The organism is Jiella endophytica (assembly GCF_004519335.1).
Lineage (GTDB): Bacteria > Pseudomonadota > Alphaproteobacteria > Rhizobiales > Rhizobiaceae > Jiella > Jiella endophytica.
Genome location: NZ_SOZD01000005.1, coordinates 264,126 through 287,050, shown reverse-complemented (window position 1 = coordinate 287,050; position 22,925 = coordinate 264,126). Strand labels below are relative to the sequence as shown.

The window sequence follows — 22,925 nt, the reverse complement described above, 5'->3', positions numbered from 1 at the left end:
GCCTTGAGCCCACCCGTCGCCGTCGCCGCAACGGGCGTCATTTCCACCCTTGCCGTCGGCGGCGTCATCCTGCGGCCCTTCGGCTGGTCGGAATGGGTCTTCGCGACTGCCGGTGCGGCGCTCCTTGTGGCGCTGCAGCTGCTTTCGCCGGCAGACGCCCTGCAAGGCATCGCGGCCGGCACAGACGTCTACCTCTTTCTCGCCGGGATGATGCTGCTGGCCGAAATCGCCCGGCGCGAGGGCCTGTTCGACTATCTCGCCGCCCGCGCGGCAGGAGCGGCAAAAGGCTCGCCGCAGAGGCTCTTCGCGCTGGTCTATCTGGTCGGAACGGCGGTGACGGTGTTCCTCTCCAACGACGCGACGGCGGTCGTCCTGACGCCCGCGGTCATCGCTGTTGCCCGCGCTGCCAAGGTGAAGGATCCGATCCCCTATCTCCTCGCCTGCGCCTTCGTCGCCAACGCCGCCTCCTTCGTCCTGCCGATCTCCAATCCTGCGAACATCGTCGTCTTCGGCGAGGCGATCCCGCCGCTCGGCGCGTGGCTCGCCCGTTTCGCCCTGCCCTCGCTCGCGGCGATCCTCGCCACCTATGGCGCGCTGTTCCTGATCACGCGGAAATCTCTCGGCACTGCGATCGTGCAGCCGGCCGCAACGCCGCGGCTTTCGCGCGGCGGGCGGATCGCCGCGATCGGGCTGATCCTGGCGGTCGCTGCGCTACTGACCGCCTCGGCGCTCGGCACCGAACTCGGCCTGCCGACGGCGATGGCGGGCGCCGCTACGCTCGCCTTCGTGACGCTCGCCGAAAGGCGCAGCCCGTTTCCCGCGCTTTCGGGCGTCTCCTGGTCGACCCTCGTCCTCGTCGCAGGGCTTTTCGTCATCGTCCGGGCACTCGATGGGATCGGACTCGAAGCCGCGCTCGTTGCGGCTCTGCAGGCCACCGTTCAGGAGACGGGGGCGCTCGCCGCGCCGGTCGTCGGAGGTGTCGTCGCGGTGCTGACCAACCTTACCAACAACCTGCCGCTCGGCCTCGTTTCCGGCGGCGTCGTGGCGGCGGCCGATGCGCCGCCGCATGTGACCGACGCGATCCTGATCGGCATCGACCTCGGCCCGAACATTTCGGTCACCGGCTCGCTGGCGACGATCCTGTGGCTCATCGCCCTGCGGCGCGAGGGCATCGCCTACGGCGCGCTGCCGTTTCTCAAGGTCGGCATCATTGTCACGCTGCCGGCGCTGGCGCTGGCCTTGCTCGCGACGATGCTGTGAGGCTCAGCCCTTCGGCCGGCGCTCCTTGCGCGGTTTGCCCTGTGGCGCTCCGGCCGGTGACGAGGTCCCGGCGCTTCCTGGCTTGGCACCCTTGCGGTGTGCCGGCTTCTTGCCGCGCGGCTGGTCGAAATTCTCCGGCCTGCCGCCGCCCGCAAACGGCTTGCCGCCCTTTCCGCCCGGTTTCCCCCCCGGCTTTCCCTTGCCGAACTTGCCACGCGGCGGCGCGTCGCCGGCCGGCCCGTCGGCAAGGCTGATGGTGATGTCGTCGCCGTCGCTGACCTCGGCAGTGCTCGCGAACTTCTTCGCAACGCTCTCGGCGATTTCGAACTTCGTCTCGCGATCGTAGATCTTGATCGCCCCGATCTCCTGGCGGGTGATCTTGCCGCGCCGGCAGATCAGCGGCAGCAGCCACTTCGGATCGGCATTGTTGCGCCGGCCGACATCCATGTGGAACCAGACCACCGGGCCGCCGCGCACATGCTCCCTCGCCGCCCGCTCGCCCTCGCCGCCCTTCCGGCCCTTGCCGGCGAAGTCCTTGCCGGCCTTCGGGTCCGGCCCGAAGCCCGGGTCGAAGACGTCCTCGGGCGCCGGCAGCCGGGCGCGGTAAAGCCGCGCCAGCGCCGCCGCGAGATCCTCGGCGCTGCGGTTTTCCAGAAGTCGCCGCGCCACGGCGAGATCCTCGTCTCCGGCCGGCTCGGTGAGAAGCGGATCCGACAGGAGCCGATCCTCGTCGAGCCGGCGGATCGTCTCGGCCGACGGCGCTCCGGACCAGACGGCGCGAAGATTGGCTTCGGCAAGCAGACGCTCGGCCTTGCGGCGCCGGGAGATTGGCACCAGCAGCGCCGAGACGCCCTTCCTGCCCGCCCGGCCGGTGCGGCCCGACCGGTGCTGCAGGGTTTCGGCGTCGCTCGGCAGTTCCGCATGGATGACGAGGCCGAGGCTCGGCAGGTCGATGCCCCGCGCCGCGACGTCGGTCGCGACGCACACCCGCGCCCGGCCGTCGCGCAGCGCCTGCATCGCCTGGTTCCGTTCCGCCTGGCCGAGCTCGCCGGACAGCGTCACGGCGGCAAAGCCCCGCTCGATCAGGCCGGAGGAGAGATGGCGGACCGACTCGCGGGTGTTGCAGAAGACGATGGCGCTCGGCGACTCGGCCTCGCGCAGGACGTTGACGATGGCGTGCTCGACCTCGTTCGGCGCGATGCGGATCGCCCGGTATTCGATGTCGGCATGGCCGGCCGTGCCCTTGGCGACCTCGATGCGCAGGGCGCCGCGCTGATACTGGCGCGCCATCGCCATGATGGTCTTCGGCAATGTGGCGGAGAACAGCAGCGTACGCCGTTCCGCCGGCGTCGCCTCGAGCAGGAACTCCAGATCCTCGCGGAAACCGAGATTGAGCATCTCGTCGGCCTCGTCGAGAACCAGCGCCTTCAGCGCGCCGATCTTCAGCGCCCCGCGCTCCAGGTGATCGCGCAGCCGTCCCGGCGTTCCGACGACGATGTGGGCGCCGCGGTCGAGCCTGCGGCGCTCGGCGCGGGGGTCCATCCCGCCGACACAGGTGACGATCTCGGCCCCGGTCTGGGCGTAGAGCCAGGAAAGCTCGCTCGTCACCTGGATCGCCAGTTCGCGGGTCGGCGCGACGATCAGCGCCGCCGGCATGGCCTCAGGCGCAAACCTTTCGCTTTCACCGAGCAGCGTCGTCGCGATCGCGAGCCCGTAGGCGATGGTCTTGCCCGAGCCGGTCTGGGCCGAAACCAGCAGGTCGCGGCTCTCCGTGCCTTCCTCCAGGACCGCGTCCTGAACAGGCGTCGGCTCCTCGTAGCCACGCTCTAAGAGAGCCCGGACGAGCGGGGCGATGGTCGTGCGAAACGGCATGAATATCCTCGGAAAGGGCGGCGAGCCAGTGCGGCTACCCTCTCATCGGGATGCCCGCCCGCCGCTCCTATGCCACAGCGGGGCGCCAGCTTCAAATTGCATCGCATCACGGCAGCAGCCGGCCACGGTACGGCCGGCGGCGCCCTCTCGCCCCGATGGCGCCCTGCCGAAAAGAAATGCGTCCTGCGGCCGCAGGACGATGGCTCAAACAGCCTTCGAATAGCGCGCCTCGGCGCTGAAGAGATGAGCGTCGAACCAGGAGGCGACGACGCGTGTGAGCGAGCGCGCCTCCGGCTTGATGACGAAGCGGCGACCGGAAATGCGGGTCATGCCGTGCGTATCGCTCGCGGCCAGTCGCTGCGCATCGCGGACATAGGGCGCGGCGGCAAGGCCGAAACGCGCCGTGAGATCGTCGAAGCCGATCGCAAAGTCGCACATCAGCCGCTCGATCATCGCGCCGCGGATGCGGTCGTCGAGGGTCAGCCGATAGCCGCGGGCGGCCGGCACCTCGCCGCGATCGACCTGGTCGCGGTAGAGCCCGGTCGGCACGGTGTTCTGGATATAGCCGCCGGGAAAACTCGATATCGCCGAGGCGCCGAAGCCGATCAGCGTTTCGTGCGGATCGGCGGTATAGCCCTGAAAATTCCGGTGCAGCCCGCCGGAGCGGGCTGCCTTGGCGAGGGGATCGCCGTGCCGGGCGAAATGGTCGATGCCGATCGCCTCGTATCCCGCGAGACGGAAGCTGCTCGACGCGCGCTCGGCATCGGCCAGCCGCGCCTTGCGGCACGGCAGGTCCTCCTCGCGGATCATCGTCTGGTGCTTCCTGGCGTGCGGCACATGGGCATAGCCGAACAGCGCCACGCGCTCCGGCTGCAGCGCGATCACCTGATCGACCGTCGCGTCCAGCCGTTCCGGCGTCTGCAGCGGCAGGCCGTAGAGCACGTCGACATTGACGGAGACGAGCCCGGACGAGCGCAGCTCGGCGATGACGTCGCGGGTCTGCTCGAAGCTCTGCGGCCGGTTGATCGCCGCCTGCACGGCGGGATCGAAGTCCTGGACGCCGATCGAGGCTCTGGTCATTTCGAGTTGCCTGAGGCCGGCCAGGGTCTCGGCGGTGACGTCGGACGGGTCGATCTCGACGCTGATCTCGGCGCCGGACACAAAGTCGAACGCCTCGTGCAGCGCCTCGGAAATCCGCGCCAGATCCTCCCCCGTCAGGAAGCTTGGCGAACCGCCGCCGAGATGCAGCGCGCCGAGCCGCGGCGCAAAGCCCAGGCTGCGGCGGAAGGCGGCGATCTCAAGAACCAGCGAACCGACATAGGCGGCGACGGGGTCGTAGCGGCGGGTCTGCTTGGTGTGGCAGCCGCAGAACCAGCAGAGCCGGTCGCAGAACGGAATGTGCAGATAGACCGAAGCCGGCATCTGCGGATCGAGGCCGCCTTGAAGTTCGGCGGCGAGCGACCCGGCGCTGTCAGCGGCAAAATGCGGCGCCGTCGGGTAGCTCGTATAACGGGGCACCTCCGCCCCGTATCGCGCGAGGACGGCGTCGTGGTCGATCGTCGCGGCGTTGATGGCGGTCATGGTCTCACCCGATCTCTCCGAGAAGCGGAAGGAGATGCTCCTCCTCGAAGGCGATGTGCCGGCGCAGCCCCTCGAAGAAACCGCGCAGCATGTAGCCGAGGGCCTCGGCGACCGGATCGGCCGAGATCGACAGCGGGCCGCTCACGATCGTTCCGAAGACTCCGACCCGCGGCACCGAGGCCGCGCAGCGGGGCGCCAGCGGCCCGGGCCTTGCGGCGGCGGCCTTGACGTAGTCGATGAGCTTTTCGGCCAGCTCCTCGGCGAAGCTCTCGTCCTCCCAGTGCTCGAAATGCAGCCGTTCGAGCGTCGCCGCGAGCTGCGGCCGGTTCCTGAAGCTGCGGTCGAGCAGCGGAAAGATCGTCGTCTCCTCGAAGGCGTGGGCACGCCGCACGATCGATCCGATCGAGCGGGCGACATGCAGCGTATGCTGGTGGTCGAGATTGTCCGGCAGGGCGTCGGCAATTGCCTCGAGCGAATCGCAGAGCCGGCGCTGGACGGCGAGCTCCCGGCGAAGCTCGGCCAGGACTGCCGGCTGCATGACGGCTTTGATACGGCCGAGAGCCGCGCCGAGGCGCTCGGCGCGCTCCACCGCAGCCGACGCGCCGCGCTCCACCGCCACGGGCAGAGGCAGCATGACGACGACGTGTTCGCCTTTGTCGTCCATGGCTCGACGTCGGGAAGAACGCGGCGACGGGAATCTCGGCTCAAACATCGCGGAACGGCTCCGATAGCGAGGATGCGTACCGTCATTTGTCGCCACGCCGGCGACCGGACGCCTTGACCTATGTCAAAGCGCCTCGCCCGACGAACTGGCAGTTGAACCCTCGTCCAGGGCGCGTCCGGCACAGCCGCGGGGCGCCGGGGCCCGACCGACGGAGGGTGGCAAATCCATGAAATATACGACCGAGACGATGCTCGTCGGTCTGGCCGCGTTTCTGGCGCTTCTTGGCGCCGGCTTTGCCGCCGACGAGCCATTCCGCCAGCACGCCTATGTGCTGTTCATCGTGCTGGCGCTGGCGACGATCGTCCTGATGCGCCGGATCGACTTTTCCGGCGACAAGATGATCCCGCTGAGGGCCGACGGCAGCGGCAAGGCCGCTGCCGGTGCCACCGCGGCGAGCGAGGGCACCACCGTCGCCTATCTGGACGAGGTGGTGCGCTACGGCGTCGTCGCCACGGTGTTCTGGGCCGTCGTCGGCCTGCTCGTTGGCGTCGTCATCGCCTCGCAGCTCGCCTGGCCGGACCTCAACATCCAGCCCTGGTTCAATTTCGGCCGGCTGCGGCCGCTGCACACCTCGGCGGTGATCTTCGCCTTCGGCGGCAACGCCCTTCTCGCCACCTCCTTCCATGTCGTGCAGCGCACCTGCCGGGCGCGGCTGTGGGGCGGCAACCTCGCCTGGTTCGTCTTCTGGGGCTACCAGCTGTTCATCGTCATGGCGGCGACCGGCTATCTCCTCGGCATCACCGAGGGGCGGGAATATGCCGAGCCGGAATGGTATGTCGACCTGTGGCTGACCGTCGTCTGGGTCGCCTATCTGGCGGTCTTCCTCGGTACGCTGGTGAAGCGCCGCGAACCGCACATCTACGTCGCCAACTGGTTCTATCTGAGCTTCATCGTGACCATCGCGATGCTGCACGTGGTCAACAACCTGTCGATGCCGGTGTCGTTTCTCGGCGCCAAGAGCTACTCGGCCTTCTCCGGTGTCCAGGATGCGCTGACCCAGTGGTGGTACGGCCATAACGCCGTCGGCTTCTTCCTGACCGCCGGCTTCCTCGGCATGATGTACTACTTCATCCCGAAGCAGGCGAACCGGCCGGTCTATTCCTACCGGCTGTCGATCATCCACTTCTGGGCGCTGATCTTCCTCTACATCTGGGCCGGCCCGCACCACCTCCACTACACCGCCCTGCCCGACTGGGCGCAGACCCTCGGCATGGTGTTCTCGATCATGCTGTGGATGCCCTCCTGGGGCGGCATGATCAACGGCCTGATGACGCTCTCCGGCGCCTGGGACAAGCTCAGGACCGATCCGGTGCTGCGGATGATGGTGATGTCGGTCGCCTTCTACGGCATGTCGACCTTCGAGGGTCCGATGATGTCGATCAAGTCGGTGAATTCGCTCAGCCACTACACCGACTGGACCATCGGCCACGTCCATTCCGGCGCGCTCGGCTGGGTCGGCATGATCTCCTTCGGGGCGGTCTACCACCTGACGCCGAAGCTCTGGCAGCGCGAGCGGCTCTACTCGCTGCGCCTCGTCAACTGGCACTTCTGGCTCGCGACGCTCGGCATCGTCGTCTACGCCGCGGTCATGTGGGTGTCGGGCATCATGCAGGGCCTGATGTGGCGGGAATACGGGGAGGACGGCTACCTCGTCTACTCCTTCGCCGAGACCGTCGCGGCCATGCATCCCTACTATGTGATGCGCATGCTGGGCGGGGTGATGTACCTCGCGGGCGCTCTGATCATGGCCTTCAACGTCTACAAGACCATCCGCGGCGAAATCCGCCGGGAGGTGCCGATGGGCAGCGCCCTGCAGCCGGCGGAGTGAGGATCGACCGATGACCCAATCCAGCAACTCCAATCCCGCCCTCGACGGCGCGCGGCCCGAATTGAAGGCCGACCCCGTCGCCCGCGGCATCCTCGCCCATCACGGCAAGATCGAGCGCAACGTCACATTGCTCCTCGTCCTGTCGTTCCTGGTGGTGACGATCGGCGGCATCGTCGAGATCGCCCCGCTCTTCTACCTGCAGAACACCATCGAGAAGGTGGAGGGGATGCGGCCCTACTCGCCGCTCGAGCTCGCCGGGCGCAACATCTACATCCGCGAAGGCTGCTACAACTGCCACAGCCAGATGATCCGCCCGTTCCGGGACGAGACCGAGCGCTACGGCCACTATTCGCTGGCGGCGGAATCGATGTTCGATCATCCGTTCCAGTGGGGCTCCAAGCGCACCGGCCCGGATCTCGCCAGGGTCGGCGGCCGCTACTCCGACGAATGGCAGGTGCAGCACCTGATCGAGCCGCGCTCTGTCGTGCCGGAATCGATCATGCCGTCCTACGGCTTCCTGATGCAGGCAGATCTCGACATGAAGGATCCGGCCGGCCACCTCGCGGCCAATCGCGACGTCGGCGTGCCCTACAGCGACGAGATGGTCGAGAACGCCGCCGCCGATCTGAGGGCGCAGGTCGATCCGGACGGCGACACTTCGGGGCTGCTCGCCCGCTATCCGAAGGCGGTGGTCGCCGATTTCGACGGCAATCCCCAGCGCCTGACCGAGATGGACGCCCTCGTCGCCTATCTGCAGATGCTCGGCACGCTGGTCGATTTCTCGGCCTACGAGCCGCAGGAAAACCAGCGCTAGGAGGCGACGCAGATGGACTTCGACTATCACGCCATGCGCGCATTCGCCGATTCCTGGGGGCTGCTTGCGATGGCCCTCTTCTTCCTCGGCGTAGTCGGCTTCGTGCTGCGCCCCGGCGCCCGCCAGGCGGCCGACGATGCCGCCGCCATCCCCCTCAAGGAGGACTGACCCATGGCCGAGACCAGGGACGTCGATCAGATCACCGGTGTCGAGACCACGGGCCACTCCTGGGACGGCATCAAGGAACTCAACAACCCGCTGCCGCGCTGGTGGCTGTGGACCTTCTACGGCTGTATCGCCTTCGCGCTGGTCTACACGGTGCTCTATCCGGCCTGGCCGATGATCAACTCGGCGACCGGCGGGCTTCTCGGCTGGTCGAGCCGCGGCCAGCTGGAGGCGTCGATCGAGGAGGCCAAGGCCGCGAATGCCGGCAAGCTGGATGAGATCGCTTCGCTCGGCGTCGAGGAAATCGCCGCGAACCCGGAGCTTCGGCCGACGGCCATTGCCGCCGGCAAGGCAGCCTTCAAGGTCAACTGCGTCCAGTGCCATGGCTCCGGCGCGGAAGGCGGGCCCGGCTACCCCAACCTCAACGACGATTCATGGCTGTGGGGCGGTTCGCTCGACGCCATCCACACGACGCTGGAACACGGCATCCGCTACGCCACCGACGACGACACGCGGATCTCGGAAATGCCGGCCTTCGGACGGGACGGCGTCCTCGACCGGACGCAGATCGGCGACGTCGCGGAATACGTCCTTTCGCTCGGCGGCAGGAGCGGCGACGAGGCGGCGGTCGAGAAGGGACAGGCGATCTTTGCCGACAACTGCGCGGCCTGCCACGGCGAGAAGGGCGAAGGCATGCACGAGATCGGCGCGCCGCGGCTCAACGATGCGATCTGGCTCTATGGCAGCTCGAAGGCCGACATCGTCGCCCAAGTCACCGCACCGCGCCACGGGGTGATGCCGGCCTGGGGCGAGCGGTTGGGCGAGACGACGGTGAAGGAGCTGACGGTCTACGTGCACAGCCTGGGCGGTGGCGAGTAGCGGCGCATCCGCGACGGCTCTCGCCTAGTCTCGCGAGAGCCGCGCTACCCCTTCAGGCGGCTTCGCGTGGGTCCTTTTGCCGAAGCAGCGCCAGCACGCTCTCCGGATCGCGCTCGATCAGGAACAGATAGGCGCGCACGCCCCCGATGGGGCGCGCTCGGCCCTGTTCCCATTCACGAATCTGATTGATTGTGAAGCCGAACGCCGATGCGAAATCGTCTTGGCTCATCGCAAGACGCATACGCAGGTTTCGAACGTCGATATCATCGGGGACGTAAAGCCTCGCCGGGTTCATCTCTCCCTTCGAAATCGCGATCGCCTCGCCGAGACCCTCTGCGATCTTGTCGAAAGCCTTCTTGCTCATCTCACCCCACCTGTCTTACGGGACCGTTCGCCATAATCATCTACCAACGCCGCGGATAGCGACTTGAGCGCGTTCCGCTCTTTTGCCGTCAGATTGGCCCGCTCGCCTTTCGAGAAGACGGTAATGAGGAAGACGGGCATGTCGTCACCAGAATAAAAGGTGATCGTCCGGTAGCCGCCGCTCTTGCCTTTGCCACGCCCCGCAACGCGCAGTTTGCGGCATCCGCCCGTACCCTGCATTTCAACCCCGGCGTCGGGATTTGCCGACAGGAAGACGACGAGCCTCTCGATCTCGGCTTCGCTCATTCCTGCGTCGCGTGCGGCCCGGTCAAATGCAGGAGTCTGGCAAACCGTATGCATCCGGTCCATGACTGCGTAAGTTGCATAGCCTGTCAAGGACGAACGACTCTCTGCCCTGGCTGCGGTGCCACACCCGCCGAGATCAGTCTGAGGCTTCGGACGGTAGAGCCACGACGGAGAGTGGGCATCGCTCCACTTGACCTCGATCAAGGACGACCGCTCCCCTGCGGTCTAGGAGCTCGGCTGTCGCCCGTATCAACGGGTACAATGCCGAGACCCATTCATGCTTAATCGCCCGGACAGCCCTGACATCCACCGCATCGACGTCGTGCCCGTCAATGCGCCGGTGCGCCAGCAGACCCAGCCACTCTATGCCAAGCGCGAGAAGATCCACCCCAAGCGCGCCGAGGGAAGCTTCCGCCGGCTGAAATGGATCATCATGGCGGTCACCCTCGGCATCTATTACGTCACCCCCTGGCTGCGCTGGGACCGCGGCCCCTTCGCGCCGGACCAGGCGGTGCTCGTCGATCTCGCGCATCGACGCTTCTACTTCTTCTTCATCGAGATCTGGCCGCAGGAGTTCATCTTCGTCGCCGGGCTTCTCGTCATGGCCGGGGTCGGGCTGTTTCTGGTGACGTCCGTGGTCGGCCGCGCCTGGTGCGGCTACACCTGCCCGCAGACCGTCTGGACCGATCTCTTTCTGGTGGTCGAGCGTTTCTTCGAAGGCGACCGCAACGCCCGGATCAGGCTCGACAAGGCGCCCTGGAGCTTCGACAAGATCCGCAAGCGCGTCATGAAACATGCGACATGGATCGTCATTGCAGTGGCGACCGGCGGCGCCTGGATCTTCTATTTCGCCGACGCGCCAACCCTTCTGCAGGACTTTCTCGAGGGCGATGCGCCCTTCGTCGCCTATTCGACCGTCGGCATCCTCACCGCTACAACCTACGTCTTCGGCGGTTTCATGCGCGAGCAGGTGTGCATCTATATGTGCCCTTGGCCGCGCATTCAGGCGGCGATGCTCGACGAGGACTCCCTCGTCGTCACCTATAACGACTGGCGCGGCGAGCCGCGCAGCCGTGGCGCGAGGCGAGCCAAGGCGGCAGGGATTGCGGCGGGCGACTGTGTCGACTGCAACGCCTGCGTCGCCGTCTGCCCGATGGGCATCGACATCCGCGACGGCCAGCAGATGGCCTGCATCACCTGCGCGCTCTGCATCGACGCCTGCGACGGTGTGATGGACAAGATCGGCCGCGAGCGCGGCCTGATCTCCTATGCGACGCTGAAGGACTACGACGCCAATATGGCGCTCGCGACGAACCCGGTCACCGGCGCGATCGAGCCGGGCCGGGTGCGCGATACCGAAGGCCGCTTCGTCACCGCCCTGAAGCATTTCGACTGGCGCGTCTTCCTGCGGCCACGCACGCTGATCTATGCCGGCCTCTGGACGGCGATCGGCATCGGCCTCCTGGTCGCGCTGATGTCCCGCGAGCGGCTGGAGCTCAACGTCCAGCGCGACCGTAATCCGGTCTTCGTCACGCTCAGCGACGGCTCGATCCGCAACGGCTATACCGTCAAGCTCCTCAACATGATCCCCGAGCCGCGCGAATTCCGCCTGTCGCTCGAAGGACTGCCGGGCGCGACGATGTTTTCCGAGGATCTCGACCAGCCGGACGGCCGCAGCTTCGCGGTCAAGGTCGATCCCGACCGGCTGCGGACGCTGAAATTCTTCGTCGTTCAGCCCGCCGGCGAGATCAAACCGGGGACGACCGACTTCCGCTTCGTCCTCGACGACATGAGCAGTTCCGAACGCGCCGTCTACGACGCCGCCTTCGAGGCCCCGGAGAAAGCCAGATGAGCGCAGAAGGCCGCGCCACCCGCGAATTCACCGGCCGGCACATGGCAATCATCATGGTGGCGTTCTTCGGAACGGTGATCTCGGTGAACGTCACCATGGCCTGGTACGCCGAGACGACGTGGAGCGGGCTTGTCGTCTCGAACAGCTACGTCGCCAGCCAGACCTTCGATACCGACACCGCGGTCCGCGAGCGTGAAATCGCCCGCGGCTGGAGGGTGGACACGAGCTATCTCGACGGACGCTTCCGCCTGCATTTGCGCGACGCCGCCGGCCGGCCGATTGAGGGGGCGGCCGTGACGGTGACGATTGGCCATCCGGTCAACGCCAATTTCGATCGTACATTCACCCTGTCCCCGGCAGGCGGCGCCTATGAAGGGGCAACTGCGCTGACCGCCGGGCGGTGGGAGGCGCGAGTGACGATCGACAAGGACGGGCTCGCGCCCTGGCACCGCGCCGTCCGCTTCAGCGTGCGTTAGGGGAGCCTGAGATGAGCTGCTGCAGCCCGGCGCTTGATCTGGCGGAGGCCGAGGAGCGCGTCGTCGCGGCGGACCTGCGCGGCGAAGAACTGCGCCATGCCGGCCGCGTCGGCAGGGACGGCAGCGTCACCTATGTCTTCGCCGTCCCTGACGTCCACTGTGGCGCCTGCATCGCCGCGATCGAGGACGCGCTGAAGCCGCTAGCCGGCGTCGACTCGGTACGGGTCAATCTGACGCTTCGCCGGGTGACGGTGGTGCTCTCGACGACCGACGTCCCGCCCCTCCCCATCGCCGAGACGCTCGCCCGCCTCGGCTATCCGGCAACGCCCGTCGATCTCGGCGACCTCGACGAGCTGGCGCGCGGCAGGCAGTCGGCAAAGCTGCTGACGGCGCTCGGGATCGCCGGCTTTGCCGCGGCCAATGTCATGCTCCTCTCGGTTTCGGTCTGGGCCGGCGCCGACGATGCGACGCGCGACCTCTTCCACCTGATCTCCGCGCTGATCGCCATTCCGGCGGTCGCCTTTTCGGGCCAGGTGTTCTTCCGCTCGGCCTTCGGTGCCCTGAGGGCCGGCCGGCTGAACATGGACGTGCCGATCTCCCTCGCCCTTCTTCTCGCCCTCGGCATGAGCATTGTCGAGAGCCTTTCGGGCGGCGCCGAGGCCTATTTCGACGCGGTGGTGACGCTGACCTTCTTCCTGCTGGTCGGGCGTTATCTCGACGAGCTGATGCGCGAGCGCGCGAGAAGCGCCGTCCTCGGCATCGCGCGTCTCGCCGCCAAGGGCGCCACCCGCATCGTCGACGGGGCGCCGGTGCATGTGCCGATCGACGAGGTCGAGCCCGGCATGCGGCTCCGCGTCTCCGCCGGCGAGCGGATGCCCGTCGATGCGCGCATCGTTGCGGGAGAAAGCACCCTCGACCGCTCCCTCGTCACCGGCGAGAGCGAGCCGTTGGACGCCTCTGCCGGGATGCGGGTCGAGGCAGGCGTCCTGAACCTCTCCGGGCCTCTCGACGTCGAGGCGCTGAGCAATGCGAAGGAAAGCTTCCTCGCCGAGATCATGGCGATGATGGAGGCGGCAGAAGTAGGACGCGGCGCCTATGTGCGGGTTGCCGACCGGATGGCGCGGCTCTACGCCCCCGCGGTCCATCTCGCTGCCGCAGTGACCTTCCTCGCCTGGCTCTTCCTCTCGGGCGGCGACTGGTACCACGCCATCACCATCGCGATCGCCGTCCTTATCGTCACCTGCCCCTGCGCCCTCGGGCTCGCAGTGCCGGTCGTCCATGTCGTCGGGGCATCGCGGCTCTTCTCCGCCGGGATCCTGATGAAGGACGGCTCGGCGCTGGAGCGGCTCGCCGAGATCGACACGGTGGTGTTCGACAAGACCGGCACCCTGACCACCGGCACGCCGGCGCTCGCCCGGACGGATGCCGACGAAGAGGCGCGCGGCGCGGCGCGGGCCCTTGCGGCACGGTCGAGCCATCCCGCCGCCCGGGCGATCCATGCCGGGCTTTCGGCCGGCACCGAACCGGCAATCGAGGCTGTGCGGGAAATTCCCGGCGTCGGCGTCGAGGCGCTGGTCGGCGGCCGGCGGACAAGGCTTGGCCGACCCGCCTGGGTCGCGGAGATCGCCGCCGGGGACCGGACGACCGGAGATGCCGGCGGCGTCGCCTTCGCCTTCGAGAATGGCCCCGCCACGATATTCGAGCTTCACGAGACGCTGCGCGAGGGTGCGGTGGAGGCGGCTTCGGGCCTCGCGGCGGCGGGCCTGCCGGTCGAGCTTCTGTCGGGTGATGCCGAGGGGCCCGTCGCCCGGGTTGCGGCGGCCCTGTCGATCGGGCGGCACCGCTCGGGCTGCCGGCCCGAGGAGAAGATCGCCCGCATCCGCGAGCTGCAGGCGAAACATCACCGGGTGCTGATGATCGGCGACGGGCTGAACGACGCGCCGAGCCTTGCGGCAGGCGACGTGTCGATGGCCCCGGCTTCCGCCTGCGACGCCGGCCGGCTGGCGGCGGACTTCGTCTTTACCCGCGACAGCCTCACCGCGGTTCCCTTCGCGCTCGCCGTGGCAAGACGGGCGAAGCGCCTGGTGCAGACCAACTTCGCCCTGGCGATTGTCTACAACCTCGTCGCCGTGCCGCTGGCGATGGCGGGGTTCGTCACGCCGCTGGTCGCCGCCATCGCCATGTCGGCGTCCTCGATCCTCGTCGTCGCCAACAGCCTGCGCCTCGCGCGCGGATCGCTCGGCGGGACCGCGCCGGCGTCGGCCGCGACGCAGACGGAGAGCGCCCGTCGCCCGCAGCATCTGGAGGCGACCGCTTGAGCGCCCTCCTCTTCCTCATACCGGCCGCGCTGTTTCTCGGGCTGCTCGGCCTCCTGGCCTTCCTCTGGTCGCTGAAGAGCGGCCAGTATGACGACATCGACGGTGCCGCCTGGCGGGTGCTTGAGGATGAGGAGGACGGGCCGAAACGGTCATCGGAGCTCTGATCTCGCATGGCAGCGGCGCCCCTCGCCCTTCGAGGCTCGCTCCGCTCGCACCTCATGATGAGGGGCGACTGTGGCGCGGTGCGCCTTTCAACCGACGCGGCTCCGACGGTGATCTGCTGCTTTGATGCGATGCGCTATCCAGCCAAAACGATCAGGAGGAAGCGCCCATATGCGACAATCGAGGAACGCAAGGCGTCTCCAAAGTCCCTAATCCTGAGGTGCGAGCCGAGCGACGCGAGGTGAGCCTCGAAGGGCGAGGGACGGCAGGCTCCATTGAAACCGTCAGATCTGCCCAATGTCGATGGCCAGCAAAGAGACTGCAGCGATTGGCGGAGCGCCCCTCGCCCTTCGAGGCTCGCTGCGCTCGCGCCTCAGGATGAGGTGCGGCTATGGCGCGGTGCGCCTTTCAACCGACGCGGCTCCGACGGTGATCTGCTGTTTTGAGATGCGCTATCCAGCCAAAACGATCAGGAGGAAGCCTCCATCTGCGACAATCGAGGAAACGCAAGGCCTATCCAAAGTCCCTCATCCTGAGGTGCGAGCCGCGCGAAGCGAGGCGAGCCTCGAAGGGCGAGGGACGTCGAGCATCGCCTTTATCCCGGCAGTCGCCACAATCGAACCAACCCGGCGCGGTCCCCTCACCCCGCGATGTCGACAACGCCGGCCTCGCCGTCCTCCGCGCCGAAGGCCAGCAGCCGGCCCTTGCCGTCCCAGGCCATGGTGCGGACCGGCGAGGCGCCGCCGCGGCGGATCAGCGCTTCCTTCGAATCGGCAAAGCGCACGGCGAGGATCATGCCGTCTGCATAACCGATCGCCAGCATGTCCTCGGCCGGGTGGCAGGCGACGGCAGTGACCATCGAATCGCCTCTCGTGCCGAGTTCCAGCGGCGCCTTGCCCATCGGTCCCTCCTTGCCGGAGAACGGCCAGAGGATCGCCGCAGGGGCGCCCGAGGTGGCGAGAAACCTGCCCTTGGCGGACCACGACCAGTCCTTCACCTTGGACGGATAGCCGGTCATGCGCATGTGCTTGCCGTCCTCGACCCGCCAGCCATGAAGGGCGTTTTCCTGCATGGCGGTGACGAGGAAGCGGCCGTCCGGGGAGAAGGTCGCGTCGAGATGGGCGCCCTTCCAGCCGAGCATCGTCGGCACGGCATCGGTCGCCGGGAAGAACAGCGACGCCCCGTCGTAGTGGGCCGTCGCGATGCGCAGCCCCTTCGGCGAAAAGGCGAGACCCTCGACGGTGCGCGGATGAGGCAGTTCCTTCAGCGGCGACTTCGCCGCGAGGACATAGGCGCTGCGGCCGGACGCAAAGCCGACCGCACCGTTCGGCCCGCCTGCGACGGCAGAAATCCACTTGCGGCCGATGCTCGCCAGCTCCTCGGCGCTCTCGCCGTCGGCGGTCGCGACGACGCGGCCGTCCTCGCCGCCGCTGAGGAGCCGCCGGCCGAAACCGTCATAGACGGCCGACAGCAGCCCGCCTTCATGCAGCGTCAGGGCCTTCTCGCCGCCGGCCGGCAGGCGCAGCGTGCCGTCGGCCAGCGCGAAGGCCGGCCGATCGTTCAAGAAGCATGCGGTTTCGACGAAATCGGAAAATTCGTAGGCGGCAATCGAAGGCATCAGGCGGGGGCCTTCGCCTTCGCGGCACAGGCGGCGAACCCCGCCTCGAGTTCTTCGGCGTCGAGGTTGCGGCCGATAAAGACCAGGCGGCTGAGTTTTGCCTCGCCGGCCCGCCAGGGCCGCTGGTGGTCGCCCTCGATGATCATGTGGACGCCCTGAACGACATAGCGGTCCGGATCGTCGTCGAAGGCGATGATGCCCTTCAGCCGCAGGATGTTCGGACCCTGCTCCTGGGTCAGCGCCTGGATCCAGGGGAAGAACTTCTTCGGATCGAGCGGGCCGCCCCTCAGGGAAATCGAGGTCACCGTCACGTCATGGATCGGCGAGGCGCCGTGCGCATGATCATGGTCATGATGGTGATGCCCGTGGTCGTGATGATGGCCATGGTGGTCATGATCGTGGTCGCAGTCCGGCCCGCAGACATGATCGTCATGGGCATGGGCCGCCTCTTCCAGAAAGTCCGGATCGTCGTCGAGAACGCGCTTGAGGTCGAAGGCGCTCTGGCCGAGCACCTTCTTCAGGTCGACGCCGGCCCGCTCCGTGCGGTGGATGACGGCATGCGGATTGATCGCCCGAACCGTCGCCTCGACGGCGGCGAGTTCATCGGCGCTGACGAGGTCGGTCTTGTTGAGGAGCACGACATCGGCGAAGGCAATCTGGTCCTCGGCCTCGCGGCTGTCCTTCAGCCGCAGCGGCAGGTGCTTGGCGTCGACCAGCGCGACGACGGCGTCGAGCTGGGTCTTCGCCCGAACGTCCTCGTCCATGAAGAAGGTCTGCGCGACCGGCACGGGATCGGCAAGGCCGGTGGTCTCGACGACGATCGCGTCGAAGCGGCCCTTGCGACGCGTCAGCCCCTCGACGACGCGCACGAGATCGCCGCGCACCGTGCAGCAGACACAGCCATTGTTCATCTCGTAGATCTCCTCGTCGCTCTCGACGATGAGGTCGTTGTCGATGCCGATCTCGCCGAACTCGTTGACGATGACGGCATATTTGCGCCCGTGGTCCTCCGAGAGAATGCGGTTGAGCAGCGTCGTCTTGCCGGAGCCGAGATAGCCCGTGAGAACGGTGACGGGAATCGGCGCGGCTTGCGTCTCGGACATCGATGTCTCCTCGTTGAAGCCGTGAAGGTCATGGCGTTGCCCGGATATAATCCCGCAAAATCGAGATTGCACGGGGGACATTGTTCCCGGCGGCGCGCGGCTTGGCCGACACGGCGCCATTCGCAGGCGGTGGCGGACTTGCCATCCTGCCCGCCTCGCCTTCCTATGACGCCGACCGATCGGGGCCTTCCCCGATTCTGCGCATCGCGAAAGAGGAACGGCGGCGATGGACGAGAGCGACGAACAGCCGAGGGGCGAACTCACCGTTCGCATTCCGGCGATGCCGGCGGACGCCAATGCCAATGGCGACATCTTCGGCGGCTGGGTCGTCTCGCAGATGGACCTTGCTGCCGGTATCCGCGCCGCCGAACGGGCCCGCGGCCGAGTCGCGACGGTGGCGATCAACGCCCTCGTCTTCAAGAAACCGGTGAAGATCGGCGACACGCTCTGCGTCTACACGATGATCGAAAAGGTCGGCCGAACCTCGATTACCCTCGCCATCGAGGCCTGGACCCAGCGGCGCACGTCCCGCGTCGAGGCGAAGGTGACTGAGGGCACCTTCGTGATGGTGGCCATCGACGACGACGGCCGCCCCGCGGCGATCCCGTCCGAGACGCTCGACTGATCCGACGGTGAACGAGCCAGCCACAGCGGCCGGCCCGAAGCGTCTTCCGATCGCCGCCCTCGCGGCCGGCGAGACGATCGTCTGGGCCGCCTTCTACTACACATTCCCGGCGCTCATCTCGCGCTGGGAAAGCGACGAGGGCTGGGAGAAGACGCTGCTGACGGCGGCCTTCGCCGGCACCATCCTGCTTTCGGCGATCCTCGCGCCGCTGGCCGGGCGGCTGATCGACCGCGGCCTCGGACCGCAGCTGATGACCGGCGCGGCGGCCTTCGGCGCCGGGCTGCTCTTCGCGGTGTCCTTCACCACCAGCCTGCCCCTCTTCTGCCTCTTCTGGCTCGCCCTCGGCATTCCCGTCGCCGGAGCGCTCTACGAGCCGTGCTTCGCCGTCCTTACCCGGGCGCTCGGCCGCCGCGCCAAGCCGGCGATCACCGCGGTGACGCTGGTCGCGGGCTTTGCCGGCACGGTGGCCTTCCCGCTGACCCACTGGATCGCCGAGATCGGCGGCTGGCGCCTCGCCTGCCAGACGATGGGGGGACTGGCGCTGTTCGTCGGCCTGCCGCTCCTGTGGTTCGGGACCTCGCGCCTCGGGGCGGTCGAGGAAGAGCGGGCCGAAATGCCGCCGCCAGCCGCGGCCCCGGCTACGGCCACGACCGCGACCACGACCACGACCACGACCACGACCACGACAAGTGTTGCCGCGCCAGAGCCGGCGGCAAGACCGCAGGCGCAGGCCTGGACACCAGCCCACCGACGGCGGTTCTGGCGGCTGACGGCGGGCTTTGCGATCATCGGCGGCGCCCACGGGCTGATGCTCAATCACCTGCTGCCGATCCTGGAAAGTGCCCATATCGACGAAGGGCTCGCCGTCACCGCGGCGGCGGGGATCGGGCCGATGCAGGTGGTCGGCCGTCTCGGTATGCTCGGTGTCGAGCGGCTGGTCTCGAACCGCATCGTCACCCTGGCGAGCTGCATCGCCGTGACCGTCGGCTCGCTCTGCCTCCTCGGCACGTTTGCTGTCCCCGTCCTCGTCGTCGGCTTCGTCGTCCTCCATGGGAGCGGCTACGGCACGGTCAGCATCATGCGGCCGGTCATGCTGCGCGAGGCGCTCGGCGGAACGAATTTCGGCGCGATCAGCGGCCGCATGGCCCGTGTCTACACCGGCGCGACGGCGCTCTCGCCGTTTCTCGGCTCTCTCCTGTGGCTGATCGGCGGCTACGGCCTTGCACTCGGCCTCGTCGCCGGGGCATGTCTCGTCGCGGTCGTCAACTTCGCGACGCTCTCGAACGAGCCGGTCAGCCTCGTCGACTGACGCGCCAGAAACCACCGCTCACCCTCTCATCACCGGAGAATCTCCGCCTCATGCTGCAAACGCTGGTCCGCGACTATTCCTGGATCCATCTCGGTATCGGCCTCACCGGCAATTTCTGCTTCGTCGTCGGCTCGGTGCTGTTCTTCAAGATGTTCGATGCCTATTACACGCTCGGCGTCTGGCTGTTTCTCGTCGGGTCGTTCGGGATGTTTCTCGGCTCCCTCGGCGAAGTGGCGAAATCGCTCTACGAGAGGCGGGAGAAGCGCGGCGCCGGATCGTGAGACCGTGAGGCGGGCGCCAGCGCCCCCCGTGCCTGCCGGCATCTCCCCCGCAAGGGGGGAGATCACGCAGCGGATGGCTCGCCGCTCAATCGACACCCCTTGCGCAAGCTCGGAGGCCGACGACGAGGCGCGAGTCTCGGTGCGAGATCGATCTCCCCCTTGCGGAGGCGATGCCCGGCAGGGCAGAGGGGAGTAAGCTAGCGACCAGTGCCGGCGAACAGATCGCAGTCATCACCCAAGAGCTGACATGGGCACGCTTCTCGGCTTTGCCGCCATCCTGATGTGGGCGCTGCTGGCGCTGCTCACCGCGCTCAGCGGCGACGTCCCGCCCTTCCAGCTCGCGGCGATGAGCTTCGCCATCGCCAGCCTCATCGGTCTCGTCATGCTGAAGCTTCGCGGCGTCGGCCTCGGGGTCTTCCGGCAGCGCCCGGCGGTCTGGATCGTCGGGGTCGCCGGGCTGTTCGGCTATCACGCGCTCTATTTCGCCGCGCTGAGGAATGCCCCGGCGGCGGAAGCGAGCCTGATCGCCTATCTCTGGCCGCTGCTCATCGTTCTCGGCTCCGCCTCGCTGCCAGGCGAGCGGCTGCGCTGGTTCCACGCCCTCGGCGCGATCCTCGGCCTCTGCGGCGCAGCGCTGATCGTCACGCGGGGCGGCGGCGTCTCGCTCGACCCGAGATACGCGGTGGGCTACGGCCTCGCCATTCTCTGCGCCCTCACCTGGTCGAGCTATTCGCTTCTCTCGCGCCGCTTCGGCGACGTTCCGAGCGACGTCGTCACCGGCTTCTGCCTCGCCACTGCGGTGCTGTCGCTTTTCGCCCATCTCGCCTTCGAGACGACGGTCTGGCCAAGCTCTTCAACGGAATGGCTCGCCGTCCTGATGCTCGGCCTCCTCCCGGTCGGCGGCGCCTTTTATGTCTGGGACTACGGCGTCAAGCACGGCGACATCCAGCTGATCGGCGCGGCAAGCTATGCCGCGCCGCTCTTGTCGACGCTGGTGCTGGTGGCGGCCGGCGAGGCGGAGATGCGCTTCGAGATCGCCGCCGCCGCCGTTCTCATCACTCTCGGCGCAGGGCTCGCCGCCCTGCCGCTGTTCCGCAGGCTGTCGCGCCGGGCGGCATGACCGCCGCCCCGAGACAGGGCCGGGCTCAATTGCCGCCGGGTTTGCGCGGCGTCGGCCGCCAGTCCTTCGGGGCCATTTCGAAACCGGCAAAGTCGAAGGCCGGTGCCACCGTGCAGCCGACGAGGGTGTATTCGCCGAGCGAGGTGGCGGTCTGCCAGCAGCCGGCCGGCACGACGAATTGCGGCCGCTCCCCGGCCTCGATGTCGGGACCGAGGCGATGGGCGGAGGCATCGTGGCCGTTTTCGGAGATGGTTATCACCAGCGGCGCGCCGCCATACCAGTGCCAGACCTCGGCGGCGTCGTTGACCCGGTGCCACTCGGACGTCTCGCCGGCTTCGAGCAGATAGTAGATGGCGGTGGAGCAGGACCGGCCGCCCTTGTCGGTACGCTCGTCCCGGAAGGTCTCGCGATACCAGCCGCCCTCGGGGTGCGGCTTCATTTCGAGACTCCTGACGATCTTGAGCGCGGCTGAACTCATCAGTACTGATCCCTCTTCTTTCTGATCGCTGCGAAGACGTCCACCGGCGCGGCGCCTTCCATCCCCATCGCGGCCATGAGGCCCGGATCGTCGGCCCTCAGGAACGGATTGGTCTTCTTCTCCCGCTCGAGCAGCACGGGCAAGGTCGCCCGGCCGCCTCGCCGCAGATCGTCCACCTCCTTCGCCCGCTCCCTCAAGGTGAGGTTCTCCGGGTCGACGGAGAGCGCGCATTTGGCATTCGTCGCCGTATATTCGTGGCCGCAATAGAGCATCGTCGTCCCCGGCAGCACCCGTAGCCGCTGCATCGAGCCCCACATCATCTCCGGATCGCCCTCGAACAGCCGGCCGCAGCCGAGCGAGAAAAGCGCGTCACCGGCAAACAGCGCCTGCGCCTCCGGCAGATAGTAGGAGACTTCGCCGAGCGTGTGGCCCGGCGTCGAGATCACCTCGACGGTCACGCCGCCGACGTCGATCGTCTCGCCGCCCGAGACCGCACGATCGATGCCGGGGATCTTCATCCGCTCCTCTTCCGGGCCGACGATCTCGGCGTGGAAACGGGCCTTCAGCGCCTCGTTGCCCGCGACATGGTCGCCATGGTGGTGGGTGGTCAGGATGTGGGTCAGCGTCCAGCCGGCCTTTTCCAGCTCGGCGAGGATCGGCCCCTCCTCCGGCGCGTCGATGGAAATTGTCGTGCCGGTCTCCTTCTCATGCAGGAGGACGCCGAAATTGTCGGTCCGGCACATGAACTGTCTGATCTCGAAGGATGCCATGATTCCCTCCGGCTGGGCGTTGCGGGCGCATGTCGGCCCCGCCTGTCGGCGGGGCGTCCGGGTGGCCGCGGCTTCGACGTCGTCGCCGGGCGGCGACAAGACCGCTCGTCCGCGGATCACCGCATCGAGCGCCGAAATTGATATGCGACGGTTTCGAGCCAGCCGACCTTGGTCTTATATGGGAAGCAGCGCCCGAGCTGAAACCTTTGGAGACGACGCCCTGTCGACCAATGCCGACATCATCGATCTGTGCAATTTCTACGCCTCGCCTCTCGGCGTGGCGGCGACCCGCTCCATTTCGGTCGCGCTGATCCCGATCTGGCGGCCGATCTCGGAAGAGCGGCTGCTCGGGCTCGGCTATGCGACGCCCTATCTGGCGCGCTTCGGCACCGACTGCGAGCGCTCGCTCGCCTTCATGCCGGCGGCGCAGGGCGCCGAGCGCTGGCCGCTCGCCGCACCGCTGAGGACCGCGCTCGTCGGTATCGAGGACCTGCCGCTCGGCGACGCCTCGATCGACCGCATCCTGATGGTCCATGCGCTGGAATTCGCCGAAAGCCCCGAGGCGCTGCTCGCCGAGGCCTGGCGGGTGCTGGCGCCGGGCGGCAGCCTCGTCGTCGTCGTGCCGCACCGGCGCGGCATCTGGGCAAGGTTCGAGCACACGCCCTTCGGCTCCGGCCGGCCATGGTCGCGGGGTCAGCTGACCCGGCTCCTGCGATCGGTGAGCTTCACGCCGCATGGCTGGAGCGAGGCGCTGCTGTTTCCGCCCTTCGAGCGCCGCTCGCTGGTCGGCTTCGCGCCGGCGCTGGAGCGGATCGGCCGCAAGTTCTGGCCGCTCTTTGCCGGCGTCGTGGTGATCGAGGCGGTCAAGCAGGTCTATCGTGGCATTCCCGTCGCGTCCGCCGCCAAGGAGCGCAAGGTGATGAAGCCGGTGCTGGTGCCGGCCGGCGCCGGCGTCGGGGCAAGGATGGTCAAGCCGGAAGCCTGAGGGCGGCATCGCGCTGAAGACCAACGCGACGCCTCG

At 67.7% G+C, this 22,925-nt stretch carries 23 protein-coding genes; 14 read left to right on the top strand and 9 right to left on the bottom strand.

Translation table 11 applies throughout. From position 1 onward, the window contains the following. Positions 1-3: 3 nt before the first annotated feature. Positions 4-1,260, top strand: coding sequence for an arsenic transporter (locus tag E3C22_RS17315; protein WP_134759103.1), 1,257 nt, complete (start codon positions 4-6; stop codon positions 1,258-1,260). A gap of 3 nt (positions 1,261-1,263) precedes the next feature. Here the strand turns inward: E3C22_RS17315 and E3C22_RS17310 are convergent, their stop codons facing one another. From E3C22_RS17310 to E3C22_RS17300, 3 genes are all read right to left on the bottom strand, one after another. Then, positions 1,264-3,132 carry a DEAD/DEAH box helicase gene (locus tag E3C22_RS17310; RefSeq protein WP_134759101.1) on the bottom strand — a complete coding sequence of 623 codons (1,869 nt, stop codon included), beginning with the start codon at positions 3,130-3,132 and terminating at the stop codon, positions 1,264-1,266. 204 nt (positions 3,133-3,336) lie between these two features. Next, complete coding sequence (hemN, locus tag E3C22_RS17305; RefSeq protein ID WP_134759099.1) at positions 3,337-4,713, bottom strand: oxygen-independent coproporphyrinogen III oxidase; 1,377 nt, start codon at positions 4,711-4,713, stop codon at positions 3,337-3,339. 4 nt (positions 4,714-4,717) lie between these two features. Continuing rightward, positions 4,718-5,377 (bottom strand): hemerythrin domain-containing protein, encoded by a 660-nt coding sequence (locus E3C22_RS17300; RefSeq protein WP_134759098.1) that lies wholly within the window; start codon positions 5,375-5,377, stop codon positions 4,718-4,720. A gap of 226 nt (positions 5,378-5,603) precedes the next feature. Here E3C22_RS17300 and ccoN point away from each other — a divergent pair, with 226 nt between their 5' ends. The 4 genes from ccoN to ccoP are packed head-to-tail and all read left to right on the top strand — an operon-like array spanning position 5,604 to position 9,123. Next, positions 5,604-7,265: a cytochrome-c oxidase, cbb3-type subunit I gene (gene ccoN, locus E3C22_RS17295; RefSeq protein ID WP_134759096.1), complete on the top strand. Its 1,662-nt coding sequence runs from the start codon at positions 5,604-5,606 to the stop codon at positions 7,263-7,265. Positions 7,266-7,275: 10 nt separating this feature from the next. After that, positions 7,276-8,079, top strand: a complete 804-nt coding sequence (gene ccoO, locus E3C22_RS17290) for a cytochrome-c oxidase, cbb3-type subunit II (RefSeq protein ID WP_134759094.1) — start codon at positions 7,276-7,278, stop codon at positions 8,077-8,079. A gap of 12 nt (positions 8,080-8,091) precedes the next feature. Continuing rightward, entirely contained in the window at positions 8,092-8,247 is a 156-nt protein-coding gene (locus tag E3C22_RS17285; RefSeq protein ID WP_134759092.1) for a cbb3-type cytochrome c oxidase subunit 3, read from the top strand. 3 nt (positions 8,248-8,250) lie between these two features. Beyond that, the gene (gene ccoP, locus E3C22_RS17280; protein WP_134759090.1) at positions 8,251-9,123 is read left to right on the top strand and encodes a cytochrome-c oxidase, cbb3-type subunit III; all 873 of its coding nucleotides are present in this window, start codon (positions 8,251-8,253) and stop codon (positions 9,121-9,123) included. A 52-nt stretch (positions 9,124-9,175) separates the two neighbouring features. Here ccoP and E3C22_RS17275 read toward each other — a convergent pair whose 3' ends face one another. Together E3C22_RS17275 and E3C22_RS17270 are read right to left on the bottom strand one after the other, a co-directional pair. Next, the gene (locus E3C22_RS17275; RefSeq protein WP_134759088.1) at positions 9,176-9,487 is read right to left on the bottom strand and encodes a helix-turn-helix domain-containing protein; all 312 of its coding nucleotides are present in this window, start codon (positions 9,485-9,487) and stop codon (positions 9,176-9,178) included. Then, a complete protein-coding gene (locus E3C22_RS17270) occupies positions 9,484-9,846 on the bottom strand; it encodes a type II toxin-antitoxin system RelE/ParE family toxin (protein ID WP_134760829.1) in 363 nt (120 codons plus the stop codon). The genes E3C22_RS17275 and E3C22_RS17270 overlap by 4 nt, the downstream gene beginning before the upstream one ends. A 223-nt stretch (positions 9,847-10,069) precedes the next feature. Between E3C22_RS17270 and ccoG the strand changes: the two genes are divergently transcribed. From ccoG to ccoS, 4 genes are read left to right on the top strand one after another with little or no spacing between them, the layout of a single operon-like run. Continuing rightward, positions 10,070-11,644, top strand: a complete 1,575-nt coding sequence (gene ccoG / locus E3C22_RS17265; RefSeq protein ID WP_134759086.1) for a cytochrome c oxidase accessory protein CcoG — start codon at positions 10,070-10,072, stop codon at positions 11,642-11,644. Continuing rightward, the gene (locus E3C22_RS17260) at positions 11,641-12,120 is read left to right on the top strand and encodes a FixH family protein (RefSeq protein WP_134759084.1); all 480 of its coding nucleotides are present in this window, start codon (positions 11,641-11,643) and stop codon (positions 12,118-12,120) included. The genes ccoG and E3C22_RS17260 overlap by 4 nt, the downstream gene beginning before the upstream one ends. 11 nt (positions 12,121-12,131) lie before the next feature. Continuing rightward, positions 12,132-14,438 (top strand): heavy metal translocating P-type ATPase, encoded by a 2,307-nt coding sequence (locus E3C22_RS17255; RefSeq protein WP_134759082.1) that lies wholly within the window; start codon positions 12,132-12,134, stop codon positions 14,436-14,438. Further along, positions 14,435-14,602 (top strand): cbb3-type cytochrome oxidase assembly protein CcoS, encoded by a 168-nt coding sequence (gene ccoS, locus E3C22_RS17250; RefSeq protein WP_134759080.1) that lies wholly within the window; start codon positions 14,435-14,437, stop codon positions 14,600-14,602. Before E3C22_RS17255 ends, ccoS begins: the two co-directional genes overlap by 4 nt. Before the next feature lie 638 nt (positions 14,603-15,240). Here the strand turns inward: ccoS and E3C22_RS17245 are convergent. Beyond that, positions 15,241-16,218 (bottom strand): WD40 repeat domain-containing protein, encoded by a 978-nt coding sequence (locus E3C22_RS17245; RefSeq protein WP_134759077.1) that lies wholly within the window; start codon positions 16,216-16,218, stop codon positions 15,241-15,243. Further along, positions 16,218-17,321, bottom strand: a complete 1,104-nt coding sequence (locus tag E3C22_RS17240) for a CobW family GTP-binding protein (RefSeq protein ID WP_134759075.1) — start codon at positions 17,319-17,321, stop codon at positions 16,218-16,220. Before E3C22_RS17240 ends, E3C22_RS17245 begins: the two co-directional genes overlap by 1 nt. Before the next feature lie 226 nt (positions 17,322-17,547). Between E3C22_RS17240 and E3C22_RS17235 the strand changes: the two genes are divergently transcribed. The 4 genes from E3C22_RS17235 to yddG all read left to right on the top strand — a co-directional run bounded on the left by E3C22_RS17235 (position 17,548) and on the right by yddG (position 20,656). Then, the gene (locus E3C22_RS17235) at positions 17,548-17,946 is read left to right on the top strand and encodes an acyl-CoA thioesterase (protein WP_134759073.1); all 399 of its coding nucleotides are present in this window, start codon (positions 17,548-17,550) and stop codon (positions 17,944-17,946) included. Between the two features lie 7 nt (positions 17,947-17,953). Next, positions 17,954-19,255: an MFS transporter gene (locus E3C22_RS17230; RefSeq protein WP_134759071.1), complete on the top strand. Its 1,302-nt coding sequence runs from the start codon at positions 17,954-17,956 to the stop codon at positions 19,253-19,255. A gap of 50 nt (positions 19,256-19,305) precedes the next feature. Further along, positions 19,306-19,536: a YrhK family protein gene (locus tag E3C22_RS17225; protein WP_134759069.1), complete on the top strand. Its 231-nt coding sequence runs from the start codon at positions 19,306-19,308 to the stop codon at positions 19,534-19,536. A 247-nt stretch (positions 19,537-19,783) separates the two neighbouring features. Further along, the gene (gene yddG, locus E3C22_RS17220; protein WP_134759067.1) at positions 19,784-20,656 is read left to right on the top strand and encodes an aromatic amino acid exporter YddG; all 873 of its coding nucleotides are present in this window, start codon (positions 19,784-19,786) and stop codon (positions 20,654-20,656) included. 25 nt (positions 20,657-20,681) lie between these two features. Here the strand turns inward: yddG and E3C22_RS17215 are convergent, their stop codons facing one another. Together E3C22_RS17215 and gloB are read right to left on the bottom strand one after the other, a co-directional pair. Continuing rightward, positions 20,682-21,134 carry a cupin domain-containing protein gene (locus E3C22_RS17215; RefSeq protein WP_134759065.1) on the bottom strand — a complete coding sequence of 151 codons (453 nt, stop codon included), beginning with the start codon at positions 21,132-21,134 and terminating at the stop codon, positions 20,682-20,684. Next, positions 21,134-21,904, bottom strand: a complete 771-nt coding sequence (gene gloB, locus E3C22_RS17210; protein WP_134759063.1) for a hydroxyacylglutathione hydrolase — start codon at positions 21,902-21,904, stop codon at positions 21,134-21,136. Before gloB ends, E3C22_RS17215 begins: the two co-directional genes overlap by 1 nt. A gap of 178 nt (positions 21,905-22,082) precedes the next feature. Between gloB and E3C22_RS17205 the strand changes: the two genes are divergently transcribed. Continuing rightward, positions 22,083-22,889, top strand: a complete 807-nt coding sequence (locus E3C22_RS17205) for a class I SAM-dependent methyltransferase (protein WP_134759061.1) — start codon at positions 22,083-22,085, stop codon at positions 22,887-22,889. Positions 22,890-22,925 lie beyond the last annotated feature (36 nt).

Coding starts and splice junctions, on each gene's coding strand:
- E3C22_RS17225 (WP_134759069.1), top strand. CDS start 19,306: ATGCTGCAAACGCTGGTCCGCGACTATTCCTGGATCCATCTCGGTATC.
- E3C22_RS17215 (WP_134759065.1), bottom strand. CDS start 21,134: ATGAGTTCAGCCGCGCTCAAGATCGTCAGGAGTCTCGAAATGAAGCCG.
- E3C22_RS17310 (WP_134759101.1), bottom strand. CDS start 3,132: ATGCCGTTTCGCACGACCATCGCCCCGCTCGTCCGGGCTCTCTTAGAG.
- E3C22_RS17285 (WP_134759092.1), top strand. CDS start 8,092: ATGGACTTCGACTATCACGCCATGCGCGCATTCGCCGATTCCTGGGGG.
- E3C22_RS17255 (WP_134759082.1), top strand. CDS start 12,132: ATGAGCTGCTGCAGCCCGGCGCTTGATCTGGCGGAGGCCGAGGAGCGC.
- E3C22_RS17270 (WP_134760829.1), bottom strand. CDS start 9,846: ATGCATACGGTTTGCCAGACTCCTGCATTTGACCGGGCCGCACGCGAC.
- E3C22_RS17240 (WP_134759075.1), bottom strand. CDS start 17,321: ATGTCCGAGACGCAAGCCGCGCCGATTCCCGTCACCGTTCTCACGGGC.
- ccoN (WP_134759096.1), top strand. CDS start 5,604: ATGAAATATACGACCGAGACGATGCTCGTCGGTCTGGCCGCGTTTCTG.
- gloB (WP_134759063.1), bottom strand. CDS start 21,904: ATGGCATCCTTCGAGATCAGACAGTTCATGTGCCGGACCGACAATTTC.
- E3C22_RS17205 (WP_134759061.1), top strand. CDS start 22,083: ATGGGAAGCAGCGCCCGAGCTGAAACCTTTGGAGACGACGCCCTGTCG.
- hemN (WP_134759099.1), bottom strand. CDS start 4,713: ATGACCGCCATCAACGCCGCGACGATCGACCACGACGCCGTCCTCGCG.
- ccoP (WP_134759090.1), top strand. CDS start 8,251: ATGGCCGAGACCAGGGACGTCGATCAGATCACCGGTGTCGAGACCACG.
- E3C22_RS17235 (WP_134759073.1), top strand. CDS start 17,548: ATGGACGAGAGCGACGAACAGCCGAGGGGCGAACTCACCGTTCGCATT.
- ccoG (WP_134759086.1), top strand. CDS start 10,070: ATGCTTAATCGCCCGGACAGCCCTGACATCCACCGCATCGACGTCGTG.
- ccoO (WP_134759094.1), top strand. CDS start 7,276: ATGACCCAATCCAGCAACTCCAATCCCGCCCTCGACGGCGCGCGGCCC.
- E3C22_RS17275 (WP_134759088.1), bottom strand. CDS start 9,487: ATGAGCAAGAAGGCTTTCGACAAGATCGCAGAGGGTCTCGGCGAGGCG.
- E3C22_RS17245 (WP_134759077.1), bottom strand. CDS start 16,218: ATGCCTTCGATTGCCGCCTACGAATTTTCCGATTTCGTCGAAACCGCA.
- E3C22_RS17300 (WP_134759098.1), bottom strand. CDS start 5,377: ATGGACGACAAAGGCGAACACGTCGTCGTCATGCTGCCTCTGCCCGTG.
- yddG (WP_134759067.1), top strand. CDS start 19,784: ATGGGCACGCTTCTCGGCTTTGCCGCCATCCTGATGTGGGCGCTGCTG.
- E3C22_RS17260 (WP_134759084.1), top strand. CDS start 11,641: ATGAGCGCAGAAGGCCGCGCCACCCGCGAATTCACCGGCCGGCACATG.